The sequence below is a fragment of the Frigoribacterium sp. PvP032 genome (genome assembly GCF_017833035.1).
Taxonomy (GTDB): Bacteria; Actinomycetota; Actinomycetes; order Actinomycetales; family Microbacteriaceae; genus Frigoribacterium.
Genome location: NZ_JAFIBM010000001.1, coordinates 2,461,144 through 2,484,930, shown reverse-complemented (window position 1 = coordinate 2,484,930; position 23,787 = coordinate 2,461,144). Strand labels below are relative to the sequence as shown.

Genomic DNA, 23,787 nt, shown 5'->3' with positions numbered 1-23,787 from the left:
CACCATGCCCGAGATCCAGGGCTACGCCCACGTCGCCATCACCGTGTCCGACCTCGACGCGAGCCTCGCGTTCTACGAGTCGCTGCTCGGCGCACCGCCCGTGGGCCAGATCGTGCTGGACGGGCTCGACCGTCGGCTGTTCTCGGTCGGCGGCGGCCAGATCCTCGGCGTGACCGCCTACACCGAGGGCAAGGCCGTGCCCTTCGACCCGACCGTCCCCGGTCTCGACCACATCGGCTTCGCCGTGGCCGACCGCGACGCCGTCGTCGCCTGGCAGGATCACGCCGCGTCGGTCGGCATCGAGTCCGACCTCGAGGACCCGGACTTCGGCACGACCCTCATGGTCAAGGACCCCGACGGCAACCAGATCGAGTTCTTCGCGGCCGCACCGCAGAGCTGACGCGACCTGTCGCAGCAGAACGCCCCGCGCCTCCTGAGGGAGGAGCGGGGCGTTCTCGCGTTGCAGACGTGTGTGCTCGCGCCTGCGTCCGCGCCCGCGTCTGACGAGCGCTACAGGCCGAGCTTCGCCTTGACGTCGGCGAGCGACGGGTTGGTCGCGGTCGAGCCGTCGGGGAAGATCACCGTGGGCACCGTCTGGTTGCCGCCGTTGACGTTCTCGACGATCTCGGCGGTGCCCGCCACCTCTTCGATGTTCACCTCGGTGAAGCCGATGCCCTGCTTGCCGAGCTGCTGCTTGAGGCGGGCGCAGTAGCCGCACCACGACGTGCTGAAGATCGTGATGGAGCCGGCTTCGGGGACGTAGGAGGTGGCGGTGTCGGTCATGGTCCCAGGCTATGCCCGGTCGGCGGTGAGGGACGGGGGAGTTGGCTGGGAGGACACGGGTCGAGGAGGCGCGGGTGAGGACGCCTGCACCGCTCGCCCGACACCATCGCGCACCAGGAGGACCCCGTGGCAGACACCGTCGCCGACCAGATCATCGCCCAGCTCGTGGCCGCCGGGGTCCGGCGCATCTACGGCATCGTCGGCGACAGCCTCAACCCGATCGTCGACGCGGTGCGCCGCACCGGCGGCTCGGCGAAGGGCGGCATCGACTGGATCCACGTCCGCAACGAGGAGGCGGCGGCCTTCATGGCCTCCGGCGACGCGCAGATGAGCGGTGAGCTCGCCGTCTGCGCAGGCTCGTGCGGCCCCGGCAACCTGCACCTCATCAACGGCCTCTACGACGCGCACCGGAGCCGCGCGAAGGTGCTCGCGATCGCCAGCCACATCCCGAGCGCGATGATCGGCACCGACTACTTCCAGGAGACGCACCCCGACCGGCTCTTCGTCGAGTGCTCCGGCTACTCGGAGATGATCTCGACGGCCGTGCAGTCGCCGTCGGTCGTCGCGTCGGCCATCCGGCACACGATGGCGGGGCACGGCGTCAGCGTCGTCACGCTGCCCGGCGACATCGCCGAGCTGGAGGCCCAGGGTGCCACGCCGCCGCACCTCACGACCCGTGCCCCCGAGCTCGTCCCCGCCCGGGAGGACGTCCAGGCGCTCGCCGACGCGATCAACGCCGCGGGCACCGTCGCGTTCTTCGTCGGCGAGGGCGGTCGCGGCGCCCACGACGAGATCATCGAGCTGGCTGGTGTGGTCGGGGCGCCGATCGGGCACAGCCTGCGCGGCAAGGACGTCATCCAGCACGACAACCCCTACGACGTGGGCATGACCGGCCTGCTCGGCTACGGGGCCGCGCACGCGGGCATCCACGACGCGGACCTGCTCGTGCTGCTCGGCACCGACTTCCCGTACCCGCAGTTCCTGCCCGACGGCGACAAGGCGCAGATCGCCCAGGTCGACGTCGAGGCGGCCGTGATCGGTCGTCGGGCGACGGTGCACGTGCCGGTGCACGGTGCCGTGCTGCCGACCCTCCGGATGCTGCAGCCGCTCGTGAAGCCGAAGAAGAGCCGCCGGTTCCTCGACAAGACGCTCAAGAAGCACGAGAAGCTGATGGGCAGCGTCGTCGGCGCGTACACGAAGAAGGCCGAGACGCTGGTGCCGATCCACCCGGAGTACGCGGCGTCGATCCTGGACGACGTCGCCGCCGACGACGCGATCTTCACCGCCGACACGGGCATGGCGAACGTGTGGGCGGCGCGGTACATCACGCCGACGGCCGGTCGCCGCGTCTTCGGCTCGTACCTGCACGGCTCGATGGCGAACGCCCTGCCGCACGCCCTCGGCGCGCAGCTCGCGTTCCCCGGACGCCAGGTCGTCTCGATGTCCGGCGACGGCGGGCTCTCGATGCTGATGGGCGAGCTGATCACCGCGAAGATGTACGAGATCCCCGTGAAGATCGTCGTCTTCAACAACTCGACCCTCGGGTTGGTCAAGCTCGAGATGCTCGTCGACGGGTACCCGGACTTCGGCGTCGACGTGCCCTACGTCGACTACGCCGCCGTCGCCCGCTCGATCGGCATCCACGCCGTGCACGTCGACCAGCCGGGCGACCTCCGCGACGGCTTCGAGGCCGTCTTCGAGCACGACGGACCTGCGCTGATCGACATCGCGACCGACCCGCAGGCGCTCTCGCTGCCGCCGGCGATCACGGGGGCGCAGGTGAAGGGCTTCTCGCTGGCCATGTCGAAGATCGTCATGAACGGAGGAGCGGGCGAGGTCGTGTCGATGGCGCGCTCGAACCTGCGGAACGTGCCGCGGCCGTAGGGCTGCACCCTGCGCGAAGGAGGCGCGGCGCCGGTCCCCGGGACCGGATCCGCGCCTCCTTCGTGACCGGCACTGCTCTGCGCACCTGCTGGTGCTGCAGAGCGTGGTCGTGCTGCGTGCTGCTCTGAGCATGTCGGCGGGTTCCTGCCGCCGGTGGCGGGTCAGCGCCCGCCCGCCGCGTACGACTGTGACCCGCCGGCTTCGTGATGCCCTCGTGCGTCTGCTCTGAGCATGTCGGCGGGTTCCTGCCGCCGGTGGCGGGTCAGCGCCCGCCCGCCGCGTACGACTGTGACCCGCCGCACGCGACTGTGACCCGCCGGCTTCGTGAGGGGAGCGGCGAGGTGGCGAGGAGGCGCGGCGGCGCGGCGGCGAGGAGGCGCGGCGGCGCGGCGCTCAGCCCGCGCGGCGGCCCGAGCGCGCGACGAGCCGGGCGACCGCGGCGAGCGGGATGCCGATCCAGTCGGGCCGGTTCCGCTTCTCGTAGATGGCCTCGTACACGGCCTTGTCGATCTCGAACGCGTCGAGCAGTGCGCGCTGGGCCCGCACGTCGACCCCCGAGGAGGCGATGTACCCGTCCACGAAGGCGACGCGCGAGTCGTGCGCCCAGGCAGCCGCGTCGACCGGCGGCGTCTGCTGCGCGAGCGACCCCGCGACGTAGTCGAACGACCGCAGCATGCCCGCGATGTCCCGCAGCACGAGATCGGCGCGCGAGCGCTCGGGCATCGGCCGCAGCGGCTCGCCCTCGAAGTCGAGCAGGGTCCAGCCGCGGCTGGGCGACTTGAGCGCCTGTCCGAGGTGCAGGTCGCCGTGGATCCGCTGCAGGCGCGGCCACGTCAGCGACTCGGCCGCGTCGTAGACGGCGAGGACCGCCTCCTCGTGCTCGGCGATCTCCGGCACTTCACGGGCAGCGATCGAGATGCGGCGCCGCATGCTGGTCAGGGCCTCCGCGACGGCCGTCTCGTCGGCGGGGACCGTGCCGAGCTGGTCGGCGAGGGTGGCGTGCACCTCGGCGACGGCGGTGCCGAGCTCTCTCGCGGACTCCGTGAAGTCCTGCCCGGCACCGGCGGCGTCGAGGGCGACGCGCCAGGCGTCCTCGGCCCCGGCCAGGAACTCCTGCGAGAAGGCGAGGTGGCCGCGGGCGACGCCGTGGTCGCGGCCCGGGTCTGGCCAGGTGGCGTGCAGCGAGCCGAACGTGGTCGGCACCCTGGTCGACCCGCCCTCGGTCAGCGCGGCCTGCGTCGTGACGTCGGGGTTGTCGCCGTGGTGCAGCACCCGGAACACCTTCGCGATGGCGTGCTCGACCGGCCCGCCCTCGAGGTCGTAGATGATCGACGTGTTCGACTGCTCGCCCTTGAGCACCCGGGAGCGGCGGACGCGGCCGGCCTCGACCAGGGGCGTGCCGTCGACGACGACGTCGGAGCCGTCCACGTGGGCGCGGCTCGACATCAGCTCGAAGAGGTGCCGGGCGTACGCGGGGTCGTGCGGGGCGTCGTAGAGGTAGAGGTCGTCGGCCGAGCCGATGAACGCCGCGTCGCCGCCGGGCAGCGGGGTACGGCGGGCGACCACGGGCACCTGGTACAGCACGGGCAGCTCGGGCGCCTCGTCGATCACGAGCAGCGTCATCGCGAGGACGCCGTCGAGATCGGCCTCGAACGACCCGATCACCCGGATCGCGGGCGTGCTGCCCTTCGTGGCGTACCAGCGCTGTCGCGCCATCCATCCGGCAAGGGTCGGCGCGACGTCGCTCATGCCCCGACCCTACGCCCGCTGACCGCTCCGAAGACCGGCCTGCTCGGAGCCCGGCACGCTCGGAGACCACCCGACTAGAACTGTCTGCATGAGCACCAGCGAGCAGACCGAGATCGAGCGCAAGTACGACGTCGACGAGGAGGCGGTCGTCCCGGACCTCGACGACGTCTCGGTCCCCGCAGACCCCGCAGGAGGCGCCGGCCACGTCGTCGAGGTCGCCCGCGTCGAGCGCGCCGCGCCCGCGCACCTCCGTGCCGTCTATCACGACACGGACGACCACCTCCTGCTGGGCTCGCGCATCACGCTGCGCCGCCGGACGGGCGGCCACGACGAGGGCTGGCACCTGAAGCTGCCGCCCGCCCCGGCCTCGAGTGGTCAGGAGACGTCGTCGGACGGCCCCGGAGCGACCGGAGCCGACCACTCGGCGGCGGACTCGACCACCGGCGAGCCCGACGGGAGCACCCGGGGGCGGCGCGAGGTACACGCGCCCCTCGGCTCGGCGGACGAGGGAGTCCCCGCCGAGCTGCTCGCCCGGGTCGAGGAGCAGCTCGGAGGCCGGCCGGTCTCGCCGGTCGTCGTGCTCGAGACGACGCGCACGGCGACGACGCTCCTCGACGCGGAGGGTGCGGCCCTCGCGGAGCTCGCCGACGACGTCGTCACGGCGACCGTGCCGGGCCGGGACGGCGCCGAGCCCGTCGTCCGCCGCTGGCGCGAGTGGGAGGCGGAGCTCGCGCCCGGCGTCGACGGCGCGTCGGGAGACGCCCTGCTCGACGCGATCGAGGCGCGCCTGCTCGCCGGCGGCGCCGTGCCGTCCGCCTCCCGGTCGAAGCTCGCCCGAGGCCTCGGAGCCGAGCCCGCCTGAGCCCGCCCGTCCCCGACTCTGCGCGCTGGTCCGTGATCCCGCAGCCACGGAACGGTCGAGGGCGGGTCGCCGCGGACCCGCCCTCGACGACTCCGACCCGCCCTCGAGGTCAGGAGTAGGCGGTGGGTCTCAGGAGGCGGCGGCAGGCGTCAGGAGGAGGCGACGAGGCGGCGCGACGCGAGCAGCGCCTCGATCTTGCGCACCGTCGCGTCGTTGCGCGCGGTGACCGGCACGGCGAGCGACCGCCACCACGCGGCGGGCACGCGACTGGCGAGCACGCCGTCGGGCAGCCACTGGTAGACCGCCTCGCCCGTCACGACCATCAGCTCGGGGGCGAGGTCGGACGCAGGAGGCGCCTCCTCGATCACGGGACGCCCCGCCTGGGCGAACGCGACCGACAACGACTTCGCCTCGCGTGACTCGTCGCGCAGCGGGTTCGCCGCGGCGATCCGCGCGAACGCGTCGCCTGCCAGGACGACGAGCTCGGCGTCGACGCCCGTGCGCGCGAGGACGGCTGCCCGCAGGGCGTCGGCGTCGTCGGCACCGAGCGGACGGTCGGCGGAGAACACGAGGTTCCCGCTGTTCAGCAACGTCGCCGGGCGCTGGTGCCCCAGCTCCTCGGCGGCCGCGCGGAGCTCGACCATCGGGACGCGCTTCGCCGTCCCCACGTTGATGCCGCGCAGCAGCGCGACGTGGTCGAGCCCGATCCGGTCCTGCCCGCCGTGGTCCACGGAGTCCTAGGCGCGGCCGAGCACGTCGAGCAGCCAGGCGAGCTCGAAGGCCCGCTCGCGCCACGACTCGTAGCGCCCGCTGACGCCGCCGTGGCCCGCCGACATCTCGGTCTTGAGCAGCACGGGAGCGCCGACGTCACGCAGCCGGGCCGTCCACTTCGCGGGCTCGACGTAGAGCACCCGGGTGTCGTTCAGCGACGTGACGGCGAGGATCCGCGGATACGGCACGCCCTCGCGCACGTTCTCGTAGGGGGTGTAGCTCGCCATGTACTCGTAGACCTCGGCGTCGTGCAGGGGGTCGCCCCACTCGTCCCACTCGATCACGGTGAGGGGCAGCGACGGGTCGAGGATGCTCGTCAGGGCGTCGACGAACGGGACGGCCGCGACGATCCCGGCGAAGCGCTCCGGCGCGAGGTTGGCCACGGCGCCCATCAGCAGGCCGCCCGCGCTGCCGCCCTCGGCGACGAGCAGCTCGGGGCTGGTGCGCCCCTCGGCGATCAGGTGGTCGGCGACGTCGACGAAGTCGGTGAAGGTGTTCTTCTTCGAGAGCGTCTTGCCCTGCTCGTACCAGGCGCGGCCCATCTCGCCGCCGCCGCGCACGTGCGCGACCGCGAAGACGACGCCCCGGTCGAGCAGCGAGAGCCGCGCGACGCTGAAGCCCGGGTCGATGCTGTGCTCGTACGAGCCGTAGCCGTAGAGGTGCAGCGGTGCCGGCTCGCCGACCCGCACGGCGTCGCGACGCCAGACGAGCGAGATCGGGATGCGCGTGCCGTCGGCTGCCGTCGCCCACTCACGGGCCTGCTGGTAGTCGGCGGGGTCGTAGTCGCCGAGCACGACCTGGCGCTTCAGCACCCGGCGCTCGCCGTTGCGGACGTCGAGGTCGACGACGGTCGACGGCGTCGTGAACGAGGTGTGGACGAACCGCACGGTCGGCTGGGCGAACTCGGGGCCGCCCGACGCGCCCGCGGAGAAGAGGGGCTCGTCGAACTCGACCTCGACGGGCTCGCCGATGCCGTCAGGGCCCAGGGGCACGACCGAGAAGCGGGGCAGGGCCTCGCGGCGGTACTCGACGACCAGGTGCCCGGCGAACGCGTCGACCGACTCGAGCCGGACGGAGGCGCTGTGCGGCACGACGACCTGGCGGTCGGTCGTCGAGGTCGGGTCGTCGGCCGGCACGTCGACGAGCTCGAAGTTCTCGGCACCGTCGTTGTGCACCACGAGGAGGCGGTCGCTGCCTGCGATCACGGCGTGCTCCACCTCGTACTCGACGCCCTCCCGGCGGGGCCAGACGACCCGGAACTCGCCGGTCGGGTGGGTCGCGTCCAGCAGCCAGGTCTCGCTGGTGATCTTCGAGCCCATCTCGATCAGCAGGTACTGGCGGCTGCGGGTGAGGCCGACGCCGATCCAGTAGCGCTCGTCGGGCTCGGTCATCACGACGACGTCGTCGCCCGTCGTGCCGACGCGGTGCCGCCAGATGGTGTCGGGCCGCCACGCCTCGTCGACCGTCGGGTAGAAGATCCACTCGCCGGTCGCATCGAACACGGCGCCGGGCGCGGTGTCCTCGACGCGGTCGTCGAGGTCGCGACCCGTCTCGAGGTCGCGGACGCGCAGCAGGTAGCGCTCGTCGCCCGTCGTGTCGACGGCCCAGGCCAGGCGCGTGCCGTCGGCCGAGACGTCGAAGCTGCCGAGCGAGAAGAAGTCGTGCCCCTCGGCCTCGACGTTGCCGTCGAGCAGCACCTGCTCGCCCTCGGCGGGACGATCGGCGGCGATCGCCGGGGGAGTCCAGTCGTCCGGCCCGGAGATCGGGGCGCGGCAGTGGATTCCGTACTGCTTGCCCTCCGCGGTGCGCGAGTAGTACCACCACGAGCCCTCACGGACCGGCACGCCGAGGTCGGTCTCCTGGACGCGGCCCTTGATCTCCTCGAAGATCGTCTCGCGCAGGGCGGCCAGGTGGTCGGTCTGCTGGGCGGTGTACGCGTTCTCGGCCTCGAGGTGGGCGATCACCTCAGGGTCCTCCTTGTCGCGCAGCCACTCGTAGGCGTCCACGACGTCGTGGCCGTGGTGGCTGCGGACGACGGGCTTCTGCGGGGCGCGGGGAGGGGTGAGGGAGGCCATCCAGCCAGCCTAGCCAGGCTGCCCGTCCGTGCTCCGGCTCGTGCTCAGACCCGGCGGTCGGACCCCGTCAGACCGTCCTGCTCGGGCACGTCGGGGTAGTCGTCGGAGGCGACGTCGCTGTCGGCCGGGTCGGGAGCCGCCTCCTGTCGACGGATCTCGGCCGCCTCCTCGGGGGTGCCGGCCTTCTCGGCGCCGCCGGCGGTGCGCACGCCCGGCAGGGTGGCGAGGCCGTCGAGGTCGTCGTCGGGCACGTCGGCGGGGTCGGGCAGGGCGGCGGGGTCGGGCAGGTCCGGAGGGTCTGGCTGGTCGGCGTGCGCGTCGCTGGTCATGCGGGCGACGGTACCCGCGCCTCCCGGCCGGAGTCCGTCGTCCGCCAGCAGGGTCGTCGGGGCCCGCAGCCCCGCCACGGTCGGCGCGAGGTGCGCCTCGCCCGGCTCGAGGTCGGCGATCGCACGGCGCGGGTCGCGCAGCCGCCGGACGCTCGCGTTCAGCCGCGCGTGCAGCTGCATGAGGTGCAGGCGGTAGAGATCGGGCTGGTCGTCGCTGTCGTCGAGGAACGTGTTGCAGGCGAGCGTCATCTCGTTGAGGACCGGCAGCGCGGTCGATCGCGGCCGCGTGCGACGCCGCGCGGAGCGGATGACGCCCCGCAGGGCGCCGATGGACCGCCGGGCGTGCGCGTAGGCCGGGTCACGCGTCGCGGCGTCGGGGCTGCGCGTCGCCGAGACACGACGGAGCACCCGCCGGAAGTGGATCTCGGTCACCAGCTCGTTGAGGGCCGAGGCCTCGGCCCGGCGCGACTCGAGCAGGCGCACGAGCAGGTTCGACGCGAAGGCCGCCCCGGCGCCGAGGAAGGCGCCGAGCGTCACGGTGAGGACGTCGCTCCAGATCATGCGGCCACGCTAGCCGCGACCCCCGACAGCGCCAGCCGGACACCGCGACCGGTCAGTGCGACGCCGCGTCGATCCGCCCCATCAGCGACCAGACGGCCCGCGACAGCTCCGGGTGCCACAGCGCCACCCCGCGGAGGAACCGCAGCTCGTCCTCCGCTCCGAGCCCGCCCGCGACGGGCACGCCCTCGACGCCCCTGGCATCGGCGCGGATGCCGATCACGACCTGCTCGTCGACGGTCGGCAGCGACGGCACCACGTCCCAGGGGTCCTCGCCGCCGCGGCAGCGCAGCTCGATCAGGGCGGCCAGCTCGTCGTGCGCCTCGGCCCGCAGCACCTCGAGGCTTCGGCCGGCCCCGCGGAACTCCGGCACGCCCCCGCGGGGTGCGTCGGGCGTCTCGGACATGACGACGACCCTACGCGGGCAGTCCCTGGGTGCCTGCTCCGCGCCTCCTCGGCCTCGGTACTGTGGGCGCCATGCCCTACCGCGTCTGCGTCACGTACCTGCTCCGCGAGCGCGACGGGGTCGCGCAGGTGCTCCTCGGCCGCAAGAAGACCGGCCTCGGCACCGGCTACCACGTCGGCCTCGGCGGCAAGCTCGAGCCCCACGAGACGGCCCTCGACGCCGCCGTCCGCGAGATCGCCGAGGAGGCGGGGGTGACGGTCGACCCTGTCGACCTCGACCCCCGGGGCGAGCTGCTCTACCTCTTCCCCCACCGCGAAGCGTGGAGCCAGCGCTCCTCCGTGTTCGTGACGACCCGCTGGCAGGGCGAGCCTGCCGAGAGCGACGAGCTCGTGCCGGCCTGGCACGACGCGGCCGACCTGCCCCTCGGCGAGATGTGGGACGACGCCCGGCGCTGGCTGCCCGGGGTGCTCGCCGGGGGACACGTGGCGCACGAGTTCACCTTCGGGGACGACCTCGCGACGGTGGTCTCCGATCGGCCACTGCCTGCCTCCTGAGGGCTCGCAGGTCCGCAGAACGGAGGACTCCGGCGCGTTCTGCCCCCTCTCGGGTGCCCCCGCAAGAGGGGGACGCACGCTCCGGGCGCGATCTCTACAGTCGATCGCGACGAGTCATTCGGGTGACAGATCAACACGATCAGGAGAGAGTGCGACATGAGCGGACACCAGGCGGTCACCATCCGTGCGACACGCACGACGGGTGGCACGCGGCGGTGGGCCGAGTTGTCCCTGACGACACCGCGATGGGTGGTGGCCCTCGGGTGGGCCGCCGCCATCTCCGCGATCGTCGTGGGCGCCGTGCTGGGGAGCACGGGACTCGCACTCTCCCTGATCGGCACCGCCGCGGTGCTCACGCGCTTCGCGGTCGTCGCCGTCCGCTTTGCGCACTCGGACCGGGTCGCCGAACAGGCCCTGCTCGCCAGGCGCGAAGCGGCTGCGGTCGCTGCCGGGAGCCGCTGACCAGGCGACCGACGGCCGACCGCGACGCGGGCCCGTGTGCACTGCACACGGGCCCGTCGTCGTCCCCGGCCCGGTGGCCGGCGCTCCTAGCGGTCGCGGACGCGGTCGCCGTCGCGCTCGCCGTCGTTCTCGCCCCGCCGCGGCACGACGCGCACCGGACGCGTGTCCAGCCCGGTGTCCTCGAGCCCGCCCGGAGCCCCCAGGAACATGTCGCCGTGCACGTCGCCGTCGACGTCCGAGCCGTCGTCCGCGCCCGCCTCGTACCGCCGCCGCTCGTCCTCCGGCACCGTGTCGATGCTGCCCGTGTCGGTCGCGACCAGCCCGTGCCGCGCGAGCACGTCGTCGCGCTCGCTGATGAGGAACTCGCGGTTCGCGGCCTGGGCGTCGGCGAACATCGTCGTGCGTCCCGTGACGATCCGGCGGATGCGTCGCCGCTCCCACCACGCCTTGCCGACGATCATCAGCACGACCCCGGCGACGGCGTAGCTGATCAGCATCGTCAGGCCGCGGCCGTAGCCGGGGCCGACGTCGTAGAGGACCCGCTTCAACATCTCGGTGATGCCGCTGCCGACGACGACGGCGTTCAGCCAGGCGAAGGGCTGCGGCATGAACCACGACGGGTAGGCGCCGCCGGAGGCGGGCATCGACAGGAAGACGAACACGATCATGGCCGGCAGGGCGACGAAGCGCCCCGCGAAGTAGCTGATCCCGTTCACCGTGAGCCCGATGGCCGTGATCCAGGCCCAGCCGAGCAGCACCAGCTCGCCCCAGTGCCCCTGCACCGCGCCGATCACCGGCCCGGCGAGCGTGTTCGTGATCAGGGAGATCAGCAGCGCGCCGACGACGATCACCGACACCCGGGTGCGGTGCCGCAGCGGCGCCCCCATCAGGCCGATGAACATCGCGACCATGTAGCCGCCGATGCACCAGGCGAGCATGAGGTAGAGCGACACCGTGCCGTACTCGTCGTAGGCAGGCAGGGGCGCGAGGTCCTGCACGACGGGGGTCGCGCTTCCTGCCTGGAGCACCGGCGTGATCATCGCGGGGATGAGGGCGGACACCTGGTACTGATGTGCGCTCGCCTTGTAGATCGTCGAGTCGGCCGGGTCCCACGCGACGGCCGCGTGACCGGTGCGCACCGCCTCGCGCGCCTCCTCGACGCTGGTCTCGCCGCGGACGACGAAGACGCCGGGGTCGGCCTCGTCGAGCGCCTGCTGCAGCTCGGACGACGACCCGACGACCGCGATCGGCACGTCGTGCGGGTGCGGGGCGTGGAAGGCGGCGATGTAGCAGAGGCAGAAGCCGACGATGAAGAACAGCGGCAGCCAGAGCTGCAGGCCGATCAGCTGCAGCGACGGGTGCAGGGTCGAGTACCAGCGGCGGAAGCGGCCCGGCTCGGGCTTCGTCGACGTCACGCGTGCTCCTTCTCGGTCGTCGTCACGATACGCGCGGAGGCGGCGGCCGCGCCAGGCGTGCTCACGACCGGGTGCTCGACATCGCGTTCGTGTCCATGGCGAGCTCCTCCGCGTCGATGCCGAGCAGCACGTGGCGCATGACCTCCTCGTCGAGGGCGCCGGCGTCGCGCTCGCGCAGCACCACCTCGCGCCGCTTGTCGAGCAGCTCGCGCCGGATCTTGCTGATCGCCCGCGGCACCTCTCGTCGGCGGTCGCGCTCGGCGCCCGTGACGGTCCGGTCGGAGGCGTCCTCGACGGCGCCGCGCTGCAGTGCGTCGTTCTGTCGCACGAGCCGCGCCGTGGCCGCCTGGATCGCCCGCTCGGTCAGCTCGGGGCCGTACTGCGCCGTCCACGCCGCGCGACGCGCCTCGACGTGCTCGAGCGTCTCGGCGGTGCTCGTCGCGAAGAGCGCGAGCTCGGCGGCGAGGTCTCGGTCGCGCTGGCTGGTGTCCTGGACGCCGAGCCGGCGGATCACGGCCGGCAGCGTCAGCCCCTGCAGCAGCAGAGTGCCGACGGTCACCACGAACGCGATCAGGAACATCGTGTCGCGGGCCGGCACGGGCACCCCGCTCTCCGTCACTGCCGGGATCGACACGACGGCGGCGAGCGTCACCACCCCGCGCATGCCCGTCCACGAGATGACGGTCAGCTGCCGCCAGTCGAGCCGGGGCTGCGGGTGGTACCGCACGCGTCGCAGCGCCGGCACCCGCCGCATCCCCCGCAGGAGGCGCGACAACAGCAGGTAGCGCAGCACACGGGCCGCGTAGTAGCTGGCGAAGACGAAGGCCGGCCGGACGAGCACCACCACCGCGAGGACCACGAAGGCGACCCCGACGCTCTGTGACAGTCCTCGGTCGCTCTCGGCCACCTCCTGGACGACTGTCCGCAGCTGCAGCCCGATGAGGGCGAAGACGAAGCCCTCGAGCAGCACGTCGGCCGCGGCCCAGAACGGGCGCTCCTGCAGGCGGGTCGCGTAGCCGGTGCGGGGCGAGTTGAAGCCCACGTAGAGCCCGGCGGCGACGACGGCGAGCACGCCGGAGCCGCTCAGCTCCTCCGCGGTGATGTAGGCGATGAACGGCAGCAGCAGCCCGATCACGTTCTCGATCACGGGGTCGTCGATGCGCATCCGCACGCGATGGGCGACGAAGCCGAGCACGAGGCCGACCGCGACGCCCACGCCGATCGCGAGGCCGAAGATCCCGAGGTCCTCCCACAGAGTCAAGGAGGCGCCCCCCACGATCGCGAGGAACACCTTCACCAGCGTCAGGGACGCCGCGTCGTTGATCAGGCTCTCGCCCGACAGGACGGTCATCACCTTGCGGGGCAGGCCGAGCTTGCGGCCGATCGCGGCGGCCGAGACCGCGTCGGGCGGGGCGACGACGGCGCCGACGAGCACGGCGGCCGGCCACGTCATGTCGGGGATCAGCAGGTAGGCGACACCGCCCACGACGAACGCGGTCACGACGACCGCGCCGATGCCCAGCCGCTGGATCTGCACCCGGCTCTCGCGGAAGTTCAGCAGGGACACGTCGAGCGACGCCGAGTAGAGCAGCGGCGGCAGCACGACCGTGAGGATGACCTCGCTGTCGATCTGGATGTCGGGCACCCCCGGGATGAAGGACACGGCGAGCGCCACGGCGACCGTGAGCAGCGGGGCCGGCAGGCCCTTCCAGCGCGCGAAGCCGGTGACGAGGAGCGAGCCCGAGAGGATGATCAGCACTTCGGCGAGTTCCATGCGGCGTGAGTCCCCGTTCCGTCGGCGCGGCTGGGCAGGCCCGCAGAAGTGTGCGGGCCTGCAGATGTGCAGTGTGTGAAGTCGTTCACCAGTCTCTCAGGCGGCACCTCGGAGAACTCCGGATGAACGACGGTCGTCGGGCGGCCGACGGGTGCGCGACGGGTGCGTGGCGGGCCAGCGACCCGTGCCCGCAGCGTCCGCCTCCTGCTCGTAGAGTCGGGTGGTGACCCCTGCCCCCGACGACGACCCCCTGCTGCGCGAGACTGCCGGCGGCCTCGTCCGCGGGGTGCGCGAGCGCGGCGTGCTCGCCTGGCGCGGCATCCCGTACGCGGCGGCCCCGACGGGCGCTCGCCGGTTCCGGGCGCCGGTCCCGGCCGCTCCCTGGCAGGGCGTCCGCGACGCGGCCGAGTTCGGGCCGGCGGCCCCGCAGGACAGGGGCCAGTTCGTCGGCGTCGACCGCCGCACGCCCCTCGACGAGGACTGCCTGACCGTCAACGTCCTCGCGCCCAGGGGCTCGCAGCCGGGCGACCGCCTCCCGGTGCTCGTCTACGTGCACGGAGGCGCCTACAGCGTCGGCTCGTCGCGCGAGTACCCGAGGCAGGGCGAGACGCTGGTGCGCCAGTCCGGGATCGTCTACGTGAGCATCAACTACCGGTTGGGAGCGCTCGGCTGGCTCGACCTCTCCCACTGGTCGACGCCAGAGCGCCCGGTCGAGTCGAACCTGGGCCTCCGCGACCAGGTCGCGGCGCTCGAGTGGGTGCGTGACAACGTCGCGGCCTTCGGGGGAGACCCCGGCGCGGTCACCCTCTCCGGCGAGAGCTCGGGCGGCAACGCGGTCACGACCCTGATGACCGTCCCGTCGGCCCGCGGCCTCTTCGCCCGGGCGATCGCCCAGAGCTCGCCGACGAACGCCGTCTACCTGCCCGAGGTCACGCAGCGCTGGGCAGGCGAGTTCCTCGAGCTGCTGAGCCACCAGGTCGGCGACGACGACGTCGAGTCGACCTCGCTCGACGACGCGGCGCAGATGCTCGAGGAGGCGCCGGTCGCCTCGATCGTGCGGGCTGCGGCCGAGCTGCAGCTCCGCACCCCGGACGAGGAGCCGGGCACGATCTGCTTCTGCCCGGTGATCGACGGCGACGTGCTGCCGGAGCGGCCCCTCGACGCCTTCAAGGCGGGCCGGGCCCACCCGGTGCCGCTCATCATCGGGACGAACGACCGCGAGGGCTCGGTCTTCACCGGCCGGCGGGACATCCTCGCGACGACCAAGCCGCGCATCCGCGCGATCTTCGCCGCGACCGCCAAGCCGTCGCGCAAGGCCCTGAAGAAGCTGTACCCGGGGCTGCCCGACCGCCCGGCGGCCCTCGACTTCGGCGGCGACTACGCGTTCTGGTTCCCGTCGATCAAGGTCGCCGAGCGGCACGCCCGCCACCAGCCGGTGCGCTTCTACCGGTTCGACGCGGCACCGCGCATCCTCCGAGTCGCCGGGGTGGACGCGTTCCACGGCCTCGAGCTGTGGGCGCTGTACGACCGGATGCGCACGCCCTTCGGCTGGGCGATGAGCCTGCTCGGCGGTCGTCGCGCGTTCCTCCGCACGGCCGACCGCATGCGCGCCCGCTGGGTCGAGTTCGTCCTGACGGGAGCGGTCGCCGACTGGCCGACCTACGAGCCGGAGCGCCGCCGCACGCTCGTCATCGACGAGGTCGACCGGATCGAGGAGGACCCGCGCGGCGACCGCCGCCGCGCCTGGCAGGAGTTCGTGCCGCACGTCTGAGGCCGGCGTGCGGACCTGGCGCGCGTCGTCCTCGGACACCTGCCGTCCACCTCCTCGTTGCGTGCCGTGCACCTCCGAGTTGACCGCCGTTCACCGGGGTGCGAGTGTTGCCCGGTGGATCTCACGCTCATCGTCGTCCTGGTCATCGTCCTGGCCCTCTTCTTCGACTTCACCAACGGGTTCCACGACACGGCCAACGCCATGGCGACCCCGATCGCGACGGGGGCGATGAAGCCCAAGGTCGCGGTGACGGTGGCGGCCGTGCTCAACCTCGTCGGCGCCTTCCTCAGCACCGAGGTGGCCAAGACGGTGTCGGGCGGCATCATCCGCGAGGGCGACGGCGGGGTGCAGATCTCGCCCGAGATGATCTTCGCCGGGCTGATCGGCGCGGTCGTCTGGAACATGTTCACCTGGCTGCGCGGCCTGCCGTCGAGCTCGTCGCACGCGCTCTTCGGCGGCCTGATCGGCGCCGCCGTCGTCGGGGCGGGCCTCAGCTCGGTCGACTTCTCGGTCGTGCTCTCGAAGGTCGTGCTGCCGGCGCTGCTGGCGCCGCTCATCGCGGGCCTCGTCGGCTACACGGCCACCCGGCTCGCCTACCGGATCACGCGTCGCAAGGACGACAAGAGCGAGCGGGGCGGCTTCCGCTACGGCCAGATCTTCACGTCGTCGCTGGTCGCCCTGGCCCACGGCACGAACGACGCCCAGAAGACGATGGGCGTCATCACCCTGACCCTCATCGCCTCGGGCGCGCTCGGCGCCGGCTCGGGCCCGCCGCTCTGGGTCGTCGTGGTCTGCGCCCTCGCCATCGCGCTCGGCACCTACACCGGCGGCTGGCGCATCATCCAGACCATGGGAGGCGGCCTCACCGAGGTCAAGCCGACCCAGGGCTTCTCCGCCGAGGCGTCGACCACGGCCACCGTGCTGGCGTCGAGCCATCTCGGCTTCGCCCTGTCGACGACGCAGGTCGCGAGCGGCTCGATCATCGGAGCCGGTCTCGGCCGCCGCGGCGCCAAGATCCAGTGGAGCACCGCCGGCAAGATCGTCGCCGCCTGGTTCATCACCCTGCCCGCGAGCGCCGCCGTCGGCGCCGTCGCGGCGTTCATCGCCGCGGCGGGCATCGTCGGGCTCGTGGTCGACGCCGTCGTCGGAGTCGCCGTGATCGCCGGGATCTTCCTGCTCTCGCGTCGTCGCCCCCACGACCAGTCGGCCGCGATGGAGGTGGACGTCGCCGCGACGAGCGTGCTCTCGCGCCGGCGAGCTCGCCGCGCCGAGAAGAAGGGCCGCGTCGACACTCCCGCCGGGGGAGTCGAGGCGCCGTTCGTGCGCCTGGACGACCCGCCCGCCGCCGCGACGGCGACCGTCGACCGCGCCGAGCGTGCCGACCGCGGCGACCGCACTGACTGCACCGACCGCACTGACCGCACCGACGACGGGACGACCCGATGAACATCGACTGGTCCGCATTCGTCACCGTCGCGCTGGTGTCGCTGTTCTCCGCCGCCGCACTGGTGACGGTCTACTCGCTGGGGCTCCGCCTCCTCACGGTCGACGACCGCAGCACCGTGCGGACGGTCGCGGGCTGGGCCTGCTTCGTGCTCTGCGGACTCGGAGTCCTCTACGGCATCTACCTGATCGTCCCGGCGCTGCACCGCTGATCGCGTCGCGGCCGGCCCGTCTGCCGCCCTCCGCCCGCCTGTTGCTCGAGGGCGGGTCGCTCGCGCCGAGGGCGGGTAGCTGGCGACCCGCCCTCGACCACGTTGACCCGCCCTCGGCGGCTACGTGGCACCGGGGAGCCGCGCGCTCGAACGAGTTCGCTCGCAAGCGCCTCCTCGGGGGCCTGGCGGTCGATCCGCATCGTGCGCAGCCGCCTGCTCACAATCCGCGCACAATTCAGGACCCACGCGTCGCGATCTCCTGTGTCGTGCACAATTCAGGACTCGCGCTCCTGAGCAACGCGTTGTCAGGAGCGAGGTTCCTGAAAAGGGGACAGCAGCGCAGCGCAAGGCAGCGCAGGGCAAGGCGGGAGCAGGACGCAGGACCGAGCGGAATCTTCGCTCAGACCTTTCCCAATCCAGGACCCACGCGTAGCGATGTCCTGTGTCGTGCACGGTTCAGGACTCGCGCTCCTGCGCCTCGCGTTCTCAGGATCGAGGTTCCTGGAACGGGGACAGCAGCGCAGCGCACGGCAACGCGGGAGCAGAACGCGGGAGCAGAACGCGGGAGCAAGAAACCGGGACCGTGCGGGAGCTCCGCTCAGACCCGACGCAATTCAGGACCCGGGCGTCGTGAACTCCTGCTTCGTGCACGATTCAGGACTCGCGTGCCCCCGCCCGCGCAGATCAGGACTGAACTTCCTGAATGAGGAGAGAGCAGGGGCGCAGAGGCAGCGCAGAGTCGAGGAGGCGCGGGTCAGCGCGTGCGCACCGGCCCGGTCGGCAGCGCCGCGTCCGCGTACACGGGCTCACGCCGCGGGATCGCGACCGCGAGCAGCACGCTGAGCAGGGCGACGGCCGCGCCGAGGACGAACGTCAGCCGGAACCCGGCCTCGGTCGGCACGGAGACGCCGCCGAACGGCATCGAGTTGGCGGTGAGCAGCAGCCCGACGACGGCCGACGCGCTGGTCGTGCCGAGCGAGCGCATCAGCGTATTGAGGCCGTTGGCCGCGGCGGTCTCGGTCGCCGGAACGGCGTGCATGATGAGCGTCGGCATGGCCGCGTAGGCGAGTCCGATGCCGAAGCCGATCAGCACCGAGACGAGCACGATCTGCCAGACCTGGTCGAAGGCGACGGCCGCGACCGCGTAGCTGACGACGATGATCGACCCGCCGACGATCAGGCAGAGGCGGGCGCCGAAGCGCGCCGTCGCACGGGCGGCCACTGGCGCCATCAACATCATGACGACGCCGGAGGGCGCGAGGCAGAGCGAGGCGACCATGATGCTCTGGCCGAGGCCCACCCCGGTCTCGGCGGGCAGCTCGAGCAGCTGCGGCAGCGACACGTTGCTGCCGAAGAGCGCGAAGCCGAGCGCCACGGACGCGAGGTTCGTGAGCAGCACGGCAGGGCGGACCGCGACGCGCAGGTCGACCAGCGGGCTGCTGACCCGCAGCTGGTAGAAGCCCCACAGCACGAGCACGCCCAGGCCGGTCAGGCCGGAGGCGAGGGTCGAGCCGCTGAGCCAGCCCCAGTCGTTGCCCTTCGAGACCGCGAGCAGGACGCCCGTGAGGCCGATCGCGAGGCCGATCGCTCCCGGCAGGTCGAAGCGGCCCTCGGTCCGGAGGGTGCTGGCGGGCACGAGCCAGGCCACGAGGGCGAAGACGACCACGCCGAGCAGGGCGGCGGTCCAGAAGAGGACGTGCCAGTCGAAGGTGACCGAGATCCAGGCGCTGAGCGGCAGGCCTACGGCGCCGCCGAAGCCGAGGGTGGCGCTGACGAGGGCGACGGCGCCGCCGAGACGCTCGGCGGGCAGCGTGTCGCGGAGGATGCTGATCGCGAGCGGGATGATGCCGAGTGCGGTGCCCTGCAGCGCTCGTCCGACGATCAGGGGCACGAGCTCCGACGTGGAGGCGGCGATGATCGACCCGACGATCATCACGATCACCAGGGCGAGCACGATGCGGCGCTTGCCCATCAGGTCGCCGAGGCGGCCGGCGATCGGGGTGACGACGGCTCCGGCGAGCAGGGTCGCGGTGATGATCCAGGTCGTGTCGGCAGGGTCGGCGTCGAGCAGCTCGGGGAACGACGGGACGATGGGGATGACCAGCATCTGCATCAGGGCCGCGACGAGGCCCGAGAAGGCGAGCACCGCGGTGACGACGCGCGGGTCGGGCGTCCGCGTGAGTCGAAGGCGCTCGGCGGGGGTGAGCGACGACGAGCCTCCGGGCGCGGGGTCGCCCTCGGGTGCGTCGGGGCGGGCGTCGTCGTGCGTCGTGGTGGTCATGCGTCTTCTCGGCTGGCGGCCCGGGGGCGGCGGTCGGGTGGGGCGGCACGCGGCGCTGCGGTCCTGAGGTGCATCTGTCCATCGGTGCAGAGGCTGCAACTCGGCTGGCGTCGAGAAGCTTCCCACGGTTCGGGACGCTGGTCGACACGTGTCGACGATGTGTGCTCGACCCGGCCCGCGCCTCCTCGGCTCGGTAGGCTCGGCAGCGGCCGACCGTCACGGCTCACGAGGTCGCGGCGGCGAACGACGACGACGACGGAGGCACGACACCGTGACGACCGACAGCTCCCGCACCGACGACCGGCACGACGCCGGCACCGACGACCTCGACGGGCGGCCCGACCAGCGGCCCGCCGACCAGACGGGCGAGCAGCCCGTCTCGCGGGGGCGACGTGCCGCCGGCCCGAGCACGCGCACCGAGACCGACTCCCTCGGCAGCCGCGAGGTCCCTGCCGACGCCTACTGGGGCATCCACACGGCGCGGGCTCTCGAGAACTTCCCGATCAGCCAGCGGCCCATCTCGGTCTACCCCGACCTCGTGATCGCGCTCGCGCTCGTCAAGCAGGCCGCCGCCAGGGCGAACGTCGAGATCGGCGTGCTCGAGCGCCACAAGGCCGACGCCATCGAGCAGGCCTGCGTCGAGATCCGCGGGGGAGCGCTGCACGACGAGTTCGCGGTCGGGGTGATCCAGGGAGGCGCGGGCACGAGCACGAACATGAACAGCAACGAGGTGATCGCGAACAGGGCCCTCGAGCTGATGGGCCACCCGAAGGGCGACTACGCGCACCTGCACCCCATCGACGACGTCAACCGCAGCCAGAGCACGAACGACACGTACCCGACCTCGGTGAAGATCGCGATGGTCCTGACGCTCCGCCGCCTCCTCGACGAGCTCGACCTGCTCGCCACGGCGTTCGCGACCAAGGGCGCCGAGTTCCACGACGTGCTGAAGGTCGGCCGTACCCAGCTGCAGGACGCCGTGCCGATGACCCTCGGCCAGGAGTTCGTCGGCTTCGCGCACACCCTCGGCGAGGACGTGCAGCGCCTCCGTGACGTCATCCCCCTGCTCGGCGAGATCAACCTCGGTGCCACGGCGATCGGCACGGGCATCACGGCCGACCCCCAGTACGCGGACGCCGTGCGTCGGCACCTCAGCGAGCTGTCGGGCATGGAGCTCGTCACGGCTCCCGACCTGATCGAGGCGACGAGCGACACCGGCGTGTTCATGACGCTGAGCGGCGCCCTCAAGCGCAGCGCCATCAAGCTGTCGAAGATCTGCAACGACCTGCGCCTGCTGTCGTCCGGTCCGCAGGCCGGCATCGGCGAGATCACGCTGCCGCCGCGCCAGGCTGGCTCGTCGATCATGCCGGGCAAGGTCAACCCGGTGATCCCCGAGGTCGTCAACCAGGTCGCGTTCTCCGTGGCCGGTGCCGACGTGACGGTCACGATGGCGGCCGAGGCGGGCCAGCTCCAGCTGAACGCGTTCGAGCCCGTCATCACGCACTCGGTGATGCAGAGCCTCCAGTGGATGACGTACGCCTGCCGCACGCTGCGGGTGAACTGCGTCGACGGCATCGAGGCGAACCGCGCCCGCCTCACGCAGCAGGTCGAGACGAACGTCGGCAGCGTCACCGCCCTGACCCCCTACATCGGCTACTCGGCCGCCGCGGCGATCGCGCACACGGCGCTCACGACGAACGCGCCGATCGCACGGCTCGTCGTCGCGGCGGGCCTGATGAGTGAGGAACAGGTCCAGAAGGTGCTGTCGCCGGCCCGCCTCTCCGGCCTCGAGGCCGTCACGAGCGCCATCCCCGTCATCGACGTCGACGACCCGGCCGCCGCCGTGGCCCGGGCGGCGAACGCGACCGGCGTGCGCAACCCGGGCGACGAGACCGCGGGCTGACCTCCGGTCCGCAGGAGGCGCGGTGCCGGCGGCACCGATGTGGCCGGGGCTCGGTGCTCCCGCCGTCAGCCCCCGTCGGGGCTCGAGGCAAGCGACGCCTCGAGCTCGCGCCGGTCGGGGTGGTAGTGGCGACGGTTCATCAGGCTGAGCGTGTGCAGGTGCGGCAGCCCGGCGATGGCACTCAGGTCGCCGTCCAAGAAGCGTGTCGACTCGTGCAGGAAGAGCCTGCGCAGTTCCGTGAGGCTCCTCAGCGGAGCGGCGCTGGGGACGTCGCCGATGTTGGCCAGACAGAGCTCGGTGAGCGACCCACAATGCGTCAGCGGGTCCAGGTCGTGGATGTGTCGGCAGCTGTCCAGGTCGAGTTCCTCGAGTCGACCACCGACGGGGCCCGCGAGGTCCGTGATGTCGACCAGGTACCTGCCTCCCGCGACGGTGAGCGAGCGCAGCGACTCGAGGGCGTCGAGGCCCGCGAGGGAGGTCAGGGCCGGCCGGTCCTTCATGCTCAGCCGGCGCAGGTGCCGGAGCGAGGAGAGACGTGTCAGGTCCTTGGCCTCGACGTGCCCGAGGTAGAGGTCGTCGAGCCCCGTCGCGGCGTGCAGCGATCCCTCGACCGTGGGCCAGTCGGCCGAGAGCGACGTGAGTCCGGGCAGACGACTCAGGTCGATGGTCGCTCCGGGTGCCACGTGGAGGTGCAGCGACGTCAGGCGACGACCGAGGTCGTACAGGGGCGTGAGGTCGTCGATCCAGCGAGCGAGCACGACGATGCTCGTCACGGTCGCGGGCAGGTCCCGGACGAGGTCGAGCGTCGGCTCGCGGAACCCGTGCGACGAGTTCAACGACACGGTCTCGGCCCGACGCCGCTGCAGCTCGCGGGCGTCGTGACCGGTCCAGGGGCTCACCACGGCCGTCAGGGTCTTGCCAGGGAGCGTCTGCACCTCGTCGATGCTCATCGAGGCGCTCTCGGACCAGTGGAAGGAGGCGCGGCGTACGTCACGGGGATGAGCTAAGCGGTCCACGACTAGGAGGACAAGCCCACTCGGGCGTCACCACAGGCGAGGGACCGGACACGGTCACCGGGCCCCAGGGCGGCCGTCCGCTCCGGGTGCGGGTGCTGTGGACCGCACCGCCGCGGTCGCGGAGTCAGGGGAGCGTGACGGCGATGAGGCATGATGCCCAGGGAGACCCCGACAGGGGAGCGAGGGGCGAGGGGCAGACATGAGCGATGACGGAGCGCCGGAGAACCGGGGCGGGGTCGCCCGGCACGGGCGACTGAAGAAGCGGGGCCCGGCCGGCGTGGTCGTCCGCGGCTTGGCCGCAGCCCTGGCGGTCGTCCTGGTGAGTTCCACCTCCGTGGCCGCGATCGCGACGTGGCAGGTCCTCGGCGCCGCGAAGCCGACCGTGTCGCTCGCCGTCCCCGGGGTGACGGCCGATCCCGTCCCCGAGCTCACGGCTCAGTCCGGCGAGGTGAACATGCTCCTGGTCGCGACGGACACCCGCCAGGACCAGGGCGCCGGCTTCGACGACCCGGCGAACCAGGCCGCCAGCCTGGGCGTCGGCAACAACGACACGACCGTCCTCGTGCACATCTCCGAGGACCACACGAACATGGCCGTGATCAGCTTCCCCCGGGACCTGATGCTCCCGGTTCCCGCCTGCACGAACGACGCCGGCGAGACGACCCCCGCCTCCTCGAAGGCCATGCTCAACACCGTGCTGGCCCGCGGCGGCGAGCAGTACGGCCTCGCCTGCGTGGCGAGCACGATCAGCCAGCTCACCGGGCTGCAGATCGACTACGCCGGCAGCATCGCCTTCGGCGGCGTCGTCTCCATGGCCGACGCCGTGGGGGGAGTCGACGTGTGCCTCGCGACCCCGATCAAGGACAACGACGTCACGCCCGCCCTCGACCTGCCCGCCGGCACGCAGAACCTCACCGGCGCGGAGGCCGGAGCGTTCCTCCGGTCCCGACACGGAGTCGGCGACGCGAGCGACCTCGGCCGGATCAGCAACCAGCAGACCTTCATGTCCGCGCTCGCCCGACAGGTCGTCTCCGCAGGCACCCTGACGGACCCGACGAAGGTCCTCCGCCTGGCGCGGACCGCGTTCGAGAACATGACCCTCTCGGACACGCTCTCGAGCCCCACGACCCTCGCCCAGATCGCCATCGCCGTGAACACCGTCGGCCTGTCCGACATGGTGTTCCTGCAGTACCCGGTCGCCGACGACCCGGCCAACAGGAACCGTGTCGTCGTCGACGCGACCGCCGCCGAGCTCCTCAACGCGACGCTCCAGGCCAACCAGCCGGTGGTCCTGGCCGAGGACAGCCTGGGCCGGTCCGCCATCGTGGACCCGAACGCGCCAGCACCGACGCCGTCCGCCGCCGGGGACGACCCGACGGCCGAGCAGACCCCCACGACGACCGGCCCGACGACCGGTCCCTCTGGCGCTCCCGCCGCACCTTCCCCCACGGTCACCTCGGTCCCGCTTCCCTCGTCGGTCTCCGGCCAGAGCGCGGACCAGGTCACCTGCGCGGTCAAGAAGTGAGCGGGCAGAGGCCC

Annotated in this window: 20 protein-coding genes; 10 read left to right on the top strand and 10 right to left on the bottom strand. The window is 72.4% G+C overall.

The window, feature by feature from the left end; all coding sequences use genetic code 11:
• Window positions 1–4: 4 nt before the first annotated feature.
• The gene (locus JOE35_RS11395; RefSeq protein ID WP_209561168.1) at window positions 5–400 is read left to right on the top strand and encodes a VOC family protein; all 396 of its coding nucleotides are present in this window, start codon (window positions 5–7) and stop codon (window positions 398–400) included.
• Between the two features lie 110 nt (window positions 401–510).
• On the opposite strand, the gene JOE35_RS11390 is transcribed toward JOE35_RS11395, so the two are convergent.
• Entirely contained in the window at window positions 511–783 is a 273-nt protein-coding gene (locus JOE35_RS11390) for a mycoredoxin (protein ID WP_209561167.1), read from the bottom strand.
• Window positions 784–909: 126 nt separating this feature from the next.
• On the opposite strand from JOE35_RS11390, the gene JOE35_RS11385 reads away from it, so the two are divergent.
• Window positions 910–2,667 (top strand): pyruvate dehydrogenase, encoded by a 1,758-nt coding sequence (locus JOE35_RS11385; RefSeq protein ID WP_209561166.1) that lies wholly within the window; start codon window positions 910–912, stop codon window positions 2,665–2,667.
• A 393-nt stretch (window positions 2,668–3,060) separates the two neighbouring features.
• Here the strand turns inward: JOE35_RS11385 and JOE35_RS11380 are convergent, their stop codons facing one another.
• The gene (locus JOE35_RS11380; RefSeq protein WP_209561165.1) at window positions 3,061–4,416 is read right to left on the bottom strand and encodes a hypothetical protein; all 1,356 of its coding nucleotides are present in this window, start codon (window positions 4,414–4,416) and stop codon (window positions 3,061–3,063) included.
• Window positions 4,417–4,504: 88 nt separating this feature from the next.
• On the opposite strand from JOE35_RS11380, the gene JOE35_RS11375 reads away from it, so the two are divergent.
• Window positions 4,505–5,278: a CYTH domain-containing protein gene (locus tag JOE35_RS11375; RefSeq protein WP_209561164.1), complete on the top strand. Its 774-nt coding sequence runs from the start codon at window positions 4,505–4,507 to the stop codon at window positions 5,276–5,278.
• Window positions 5,279–5,427: 149 nt separating this feature from the next.
• Here the strand turns inward: JOE35_RS11375 and JOE35_RS11370 are convergent, their stop codons facing one another.
• From JOE35_RS11370 to JOE35_RS11355, 4 genes are read right to left on the bottom strand one after another with little or no spacing between them, the layout of a single operon-like run.
• The gene (locus JOE35_RS11370) at window positions 5,428–6,009 is read right to left on the bottom strand and encodes a DUF1697 domain-containing protein (RefSeq protein ID WP_209561163.1); all 582 of its coding nucleotides are present in this window, start codon (window positions 6,007–6,009) and stop codon (window positions 5,428–5,430) included.
• Between the two features lie 6 nt (window positions 6,010–6,015).
• Window positions 6,016–8,124: a S9 family peptidase gene (locus JOE35_RS11365; RefSeq protein ID WP_209561162.1), complete on the bottom strand. Its 2,109-nt coding sequence runs from the start codon at window positions 8,122–8,124 to the stop codon at window positions 6,016–6,018.
• A 44-nt stretch (window positions 8,125–8,168) separates the two neighbouring features.
• A complete protein-coding gene (locus JOE35_RS11360) occupies window positions 8,169–9,014 on the bottom strand; it encodes a hypothetical protein (protein WP_209561161.1) in 846 nt (281 codons plus the stop codon).
• Between the two features lie 52 nt (window positions 9,015–9,066).
• A complete protein-coding gene (locus JOE35_RS11355; protein ID WP_209561160.1) occupies window positions 9,067–9,417 on the bottom strand; it encodes a hypothetical protein in 351 nt (116 codons plus the stop codon).
• 71 nt (window positions 9,418–9,488) lie between these two features.
• Here JOE35_RS11355 and JOE35_RS11350 point away from each other — a divergent pair, with 71 nt between their 5' ends.
• On the top strand, window positions 9,489–9,971 hold the full coding sequence (locus JOE35_RS11350) for an 8-oxo-dGTP diphosphatase (protein WP_209561159.1): 483 nt from the start codon (window positions 9,489–9,491) through the stop codon (window positions 9,969–9,971).
• 156 nt (window positions 9,972–10,127) lie between these two features.
• A complete protein-coding gene (locus tag JOE35_RS11345; RefSeq protein WP_209561158.1) occupies window positions 10,128–10,433 on the top strand; it encodes a hypothetical protein in 306 nt (101 codons plus the stop codon).
• Window positions 10,434–10,519: 86 nt separating this feature from the next.
• Here JOE35_RS11345 and JOE35_RS11340 read toward each other — a convergent pair whose 3' ends face one another.
• Both JOE35_RS11340 and JOE35_RS11335 read right to left on the bottom strand, forming a co-directional pair.
• Window positions 10,520–11,848, bottom strand: coding sequence for an ABC transporter permease (locus JOE35_RS11340; protein WP_209561157.1), 1,329 nt, complete (start codon window positions 11,846–11,848; stop codon window positions 10,520–10,522).
• Window positions 11,849–11,909: 61 nt separating this feature from the next.
• Window positions 11,910–13,622: a sodium:proton antiporter gene (locus tag JOE35_RS11335; RefSeq protein ID WP_209561156.1), complete on the bottom strand. Its 1,713-nt coding sequence runs from the start codon at window positions 13,620–13,622 to the stop codon at window positions 11,910–11,912.
• 223 nt (window positions 13,623–13,845) lie between these two features.
• Between JOE35_RS11335 and JOE35_RS11330 the strand changes: the two genes are divergently transcribed.
• The 3 genes from JOE35_RS11330 to JOE35_RS11320 all read left to right on the top strand — a co-directional run bounded on the left by JOE35_RS11330 (window position 13,846) and on the right by JOE35_RS11320 (window position 17,048).
• Window positions 13,846–15,393, top strand: coding sequence for a carboxylesterase/lipase family protein (locus tag JOE35_RS11330; RefSeq protein ID WP_307803054.1), 1,548 nt, complete (start codon window positions 13,846–13,848; stop codon window positions 15,391–15,393).
• 114 nt (window positions 15,394–15,507) lie between these two features.
• Entirely contained in the window at window positions 15,508–16,839 is a 1,332-nt protein-coding gene (locus JOE35_RS11325) for an inorganic phosphate transporter (protein WP_209561154.1), read from the top strand.
• The gene (locus tag JOE35_RS11320; protein ID WP_209561153.1) at window positions 16,836–17,048 is read left to right on the top strand and encodes a hypothetical protein; all 213 of its coding nucleotides are present in this window, start codon (window positions 16,836–16,838) and stop codon (window positions 17,046–17,048) included. Before JOE35_RS11325 ends, JOE35_RS11320 begins: the two co-directional genes overlap by 4 nt.
• A gap of 754 nt (window positions 17,049–17,802) precedes the next feature.
• Here JOE35_RS11320 and JOE35_RS11315 read toward each other — a convergent pair.
• Window positions 17,803–19,329 carry an MFS transporter gene (locus JOE35_RS11315; protein WP_209561152.1) on the bottom strand — a complete coding sequence of 509 codons (1,527 nt, stop codon included), beginning with the start codon at window positions 19,327–19,329 and terminating at the stop codon, window positions 17,803–17,805.
• A 271-nt stretch (window positions 19,330–19,600) separates the two neighbouring features.
• Between JOE35_RS11315 and JOE35_RS11310 the strand changes: the two genes are divergently transcribed.
• A complete protein-coding gene (locus JOE35_RS11310) occupies window positions 19,601–21,232 on the top strand; it encodes an aspartate ammonia-lyase (protein ID WP_307803053.1) in 1,632 nt (543 codons plus the stop codon).
• A 65-nt stretch (window positions 21,233–21,297) separates the two neighbouring features.
• Here the strand turns inward: JOE35_RS11310 and JOE35_RS11305 are convergent, their stop codons facing one another.
• Window positions 21,298–22,182 carry a hypothetical protein gene (locus JOE35_RS11305; RefSeq protein ID WP_209561150.1) on the bottom strand — a complete coding sequence of 295 codons (885 nt, stop codon included), beginning with the start codon at window positions 22,180–22,182 and terminating at the stop codon, window positions 21,298–21,300.
• Between the two features lie 265 nt (window positions 22,183–22,447).
• Between JOE35_RS11305 and JOE35_RS11300 the strand changes: the two genes are divergently transcribed.
• Window positions 22,448–23,773: an LCP family protein gene (locus tag JOE35_RS11300; protein WP_209561149.1), complete on the top strand. Its 1,326-nt coding sequence runs from the start codon at window positions 22,448–22,450 to the stop codon at window positions 23,771–23,773.
• Window positions 23,774–23,787 lie beyond the last annotated feature (14 nt).

What these genes read in the sequence shown, in the direction of transcription:
- JOE35_RS11395 (WP_209561168.1), top strand. Translation starts at nt 5, where the DNA reads ATGCCCGAGATCCAGGGCTACGCCCACGTCGCCATCACCGTGTCCGAC.
- JOE35_RS11390 (WP_209561167.1), bottom strand. Translation starts at nt 783, where the DNA reads ATGACCGACACCGCCACCTCCTACGTCCCCGAAGCCGGCTCCATCACG.
- JOE35_RS11380 (WP_209561165.1), bottom strand. Translation starts at nt 4,416, where the DNA reads ATGAGCGACGTCGCGCCGACCCTTGCCGGATGGATGGCGCGACAGCGC.
- JOE35_RS11375 (WP_209561164.1), top strand. Translation starts at nt 4,505, where the DNA reads ATGAGCACCAGCGAGCAGACCGAGATCGAGCGCAAGTACGACGTCGAC.
- JOE35_RS11365 (WP_209561162.1), bottom strand. Translation starts at nt 8,124, where the DNA reads ATGGCCTCCCTCACCCCTCCCCGCGCCCCGCAGAAGCCCGTCGTCCGC.
- JOE35_RS11360 (WP_209561161.1), bottom strand. Translation starts at nt 9,014, where the DNA reads ATGATCTGGAGCGACGTCCTCACCGTGACGCTCGGCGCCTTCCTCGGC.
- JOE35_RS11355 (WP_209561160.1), bottom strand. Translation starts at nt 9,417, where the DNA reads ATGTCCGAGACGCCCGACGCACCCCGCGGGGGCGTGCCGGAGTTCCGC.
- JOE35_RS11350 (WP_209561159.1), top strand. Translation starts at nt 9,489, where the DNA reads ATGCCCTACCGCGTCTGCGTCACGTACCTGCTCCGCGAGCGCGACGGG.
- JOE35_RS11345 (WP_209561158.1), top strand. Translation starts at nt 10,128, where the DNA reads ATGAGCGGACACCAGGCGGTCACCATCCGTGCGACACGCACGACGGGT.
- JOE35_RS11335 (WP_209561156.1), bottom strand. Translation starts at nt 13,622, where the DNA reads ATGGAACTCGCCGAAGTGCTGATCATCCTCTCGGGCTCGCTCCTCGTC.
- JOE35_RS11320 (WP_209561153.1), top strand. Translation starts at nt 16,836, where the DNA reads ATGAACATCGACTGGTCCGCATTCGTCACCGTCGCGCTGGTGTCGCTG.
- JOE35_RS11315 (WP_209561152.1), bottom strand. Translation starts at nt 19,329, where the DNA reads ATGACCACCACGACGCACGACGACGCCCGCCCCGACGCACCCGAGGGC.
- JOE35_RS11305 (WP_209561150.1), bottom strand. Translation starts at nt 22,182, where the DNA reads ATGAGCATCGACGAGGTGCAGACGCTCCCTGGCAAGACCCTGACGGCC.
- JOE35_RS11300 (WP_209561149.1), top strand. Translation starts at nt 22,448, where the DNA reads ATGAGCGATGACGGAGCGCCGGAGAACCGGGGCGGGGTCGCCCGGCAC.